Genomic DNA, 2,420 nt, shown 5'->3' on the forward strand with positions numbered 1-2,420 from the left:
GGCTTATAGAAATGGTGAGGAGCTACCCTTTGATTGAGCTTCAGATAATAAATATGGCGGTCATATGACCGTCGAAAAATTAATTTACACATTTTACTTGACAAACCCAATTTTTAGAACGACAAGCTGGGATTTAGCGTTCACTCATATATTGTTTTATTTCATCAGGCGTCAATTTTCGTACTTCTGTGTGTGGATATTCTTTATACTTTCCAGCACTAAACACAGGCATCATTTGCCTGCATTTCTTGTCTTTATTCTTTTTCAAAAATAGATTTAACTCATCATTCCCTGGAAATATTTTATAAGATAATCTTCCTTTATTGTTCTCTATCTCATAAATACCACACGCACTTTTCGTTGTATAGTCCGCTGTTCGCAAATATAGTTTTGCAATTTCCAATGACTTAAAAGGAAAATTCCATCGTTGCAATCCTCTATTTGGGTCATGCTCGATACAAATGCACCGTCCACAAGTTCCACAAATATATTGAGTGTGGTTCTCCAAACAGTCCAGCGGATTTAGTAAAGGCGTTATTCTATTTTCATCAGAGTAACATTCCTCACACACTTTTCTTTTCACTCCTTATAAAATTCAGATTTGTCATAATCATTCTACCATACCGTTATGCATAAATCATCTCATGCAAAATAATTTCTTCTGCCCGATTGTGGATATTATTGCACCGCTGCACCCATTCCATTTGAGAAGTGCGCTTTAATTCCTCTGTCACGCCCTCGGTAGCTTTCATCTGTTCCATGATAGTGTCTAACCGTTCCTGTGCCTGTTCGTTCAGGTCTGCAAGATATGTCCATAGCTCTCCGGTCAATATCAATATGTTCAATCTGGCTGGGTGGACTTCTCTCAAATATTCCCGGTGCATCCGTCCATACTTTCCGATGGGGCGGTGTTCTTCTGGCAGTTTCAAATCTGGGATGTAGTAATCTCCGACAAGGATATAATCAATTCCGTTTTCTGTTATTCTTGGTTTCAATTCGCTCATGTTCCTTACCTCCTGTGGAAGCAGGCTCGTCTGGTACTAACTCAATCACATCGGTAATCTCACAATTCAGCGTTTCGCAGATACGGGCTAATGTGTCCATGCTGATGTGCTTTCCCTCTTTGCTCATGTTGGCAATCATATTCGTTGTCATACCGGCGGCAAGCCTTAAATCTTCTTTTCTCATATCACGCTCTAACAGTGTATGCCAGAGTGGTTTATAGCTGATGTGCATATTGCTTTCCTGCCTTCCTATCCATACCACCGGGGCGGCTGCCCCGGCAGGAACTTTTCTCTTATTATAGCACCAATCTTGTGAAATCACAATTTATTCTTGTAGCCTGCCGCTGATACCGTCTGGATTGGTTTTTCCTTTCTTTTTGTTCCCTTTAATTAGCCATGAACTGATTCAAGAAAGGAGGCGGACGGGATAAACACATCAGTGGATATAGCGGGCATCAGGTTAAAGAACCCGGTGATGCCCGCATCCGGGACATTCGGCTCCGGGCAGGAATACAGTGGGTTTGTGGATCTAAACCAGCTAGGTGCGGTGGTCACGAAAGGCGTCTCATGCGTCCCGTGGGAGGGGAACCCGGCCCCAAGGATCATGGAGACGGCCAGCGGGATGATAAACGCGATGGGGCTGCAGAATCCGGGGATAGATGTCTTTATAGAGAGGGACCTCCCTTTCCTCAGACAGTTTGACACGAAGGTCATTGTGAACATATGCGGCAGCACCGTGGCGGATTACCTGGAAGTGGTGGAACGGCTGTCCGGGCAGGAAATAGATATGCTGGAGGCCAACATCTCCTGCCCCAACGTGGAGCATGGCGGGATCGCTTTCGGGCAGGAGCCGGGGATGGTGGAGTACATCACGAAGGAGATAAAAAAGAAAGCGGCGCAGCCCGTTTCCATGAAGCTGACACCGAATGTCACGGACATAACGGAGATCGCAAAGGCGGCGGAGGCCGGCGGCGCGGACGCGCTCTCGCTGATCAACACCATCACGGGTATGAGGATTGACGTGAAGAAAAGGGCGTTCTGCGTGGCAAATAAGACGGGCGGCCTGTCCGGGCCTGCCATAAAGCCGGTTGCGCTACGGATGGTCTGGCAGACCTGCCGGGCGGTAAATATCCCGGTCATCGGGATGGGAGGGATTCAGACGGCGGAGGATGCGCTGGAGTTCATCATGGCCGGGGCCGCCGCAGTGGCGGTGGGGACGGCGAATTTCAGGAACCCCTATGCCATGCCGGAGATCATCGGCGGGCTGGAAAAGTACATGGAGGAAAACGGTATCCGGGACTTAAAGGAGATCAGGGGTATCGTCAGTTAGGTTTTTACAGACAGGAAGCAATTTGGTAATATGTCAAGAGGAAAATGAAAAAGATTTTCATGGAAAAGGGTAACCTTAATAGACCT

4 protein-coding genes are annotated in these 2,420 nt (G+C 46.9%); 1 reads left to right on the forward strand and 3 read right to left on the reverse strand.

Going from position 1 to position 2,420, the window contains the following annotated elements; all coding sequences use genetic code 11:
* Positions 1-133 precede the first annotated feature (133 nt).
* From D7Y06_RS24750 to D7Y06_RS24760, 3 genes are read right to left on the reverse strand one after another with little or no spacing between them, the layout of a single operon-like run.
* The gene (locus tag D7Y06_RS24750) at positions 134-571 is read right to left on the reverse strand and encodes a hypothetical protein (RefSeq protein ID WP_044911291.1); all 438 of its coding nucleotides are present in this window, start codon (positions 569-571) and stop codon (positions 134-136) included.
* A gap of 55 nt (positions 572-626) precedes the next feature.
* Positions 627-1,004: a TnpV protein gene (locus D7Y06_RS24755; RefSeq protein ID WP_120410132.1), complete on the reverse strand. Its 378-nt coding sequence runs from the start codon at positions 1,002-1,004 to the stop codon at positions 627-629.
* Positions 964-1,236, reverse strand: a complete 273-nt coding sequence (locus D7Y06_RS24760) for a helix-turn-helix domain-containing protein (RefSeq protein ID WP_002592127.1) — start codon at positions 1,234-1,236, stop codon at positions 964-966. Before D7Y06_RS24760 ends, D7Y06_RS24755 begins: the two co-directional genes overlap by 41 nt.
* A gap of 207 nt (positions 1,237-1,443) precedes the next feature.
* Here D7Y06_RS24760 and D7Y06_RS24765 point away from each other — a divergent pair, with 207 nt between their 5' ends.
* Positions 1,444-2,334: a dihydroorotate dehydrogenase gene (locus D7Y06_RS24765; RefSeq protein ID WP_120410133.1), complete on the forward strand. Its 891-nt coding sequence runs from the start codon at positions 1,444-1,446 to the stop codon at positions 2,332-2,334.
* Positions 2,335-2,420: the final 86 nt, after the last annotated feature.

The sequence above is a fragment of the Roseburia sp. 1XD42-69 genome (assembly GCF_003612565.1).
Lineage (GTDB): Bacteria > Bacillota > Clostridia > Lachnospirales > Lachnospiraceae > Roseburia_B.

Excerpts from the sequence above, each read along its gene's own strand:
- D7Y06_RS24755 (WP_120410132.1), bottom strand. The coding sequence starts at position 1,004 with ATGAGCGAATTGAAACCAAGAATAACAGAAAACGGAATTGATTATATC.
- D7Y06_RS24760 (WP_002592127.1), bottom strand. The coding sequence starts at position 1,236 with ATGCACATCAGCTATAAACCACTCTGGCATACACTGTTAGAGCGTGAT.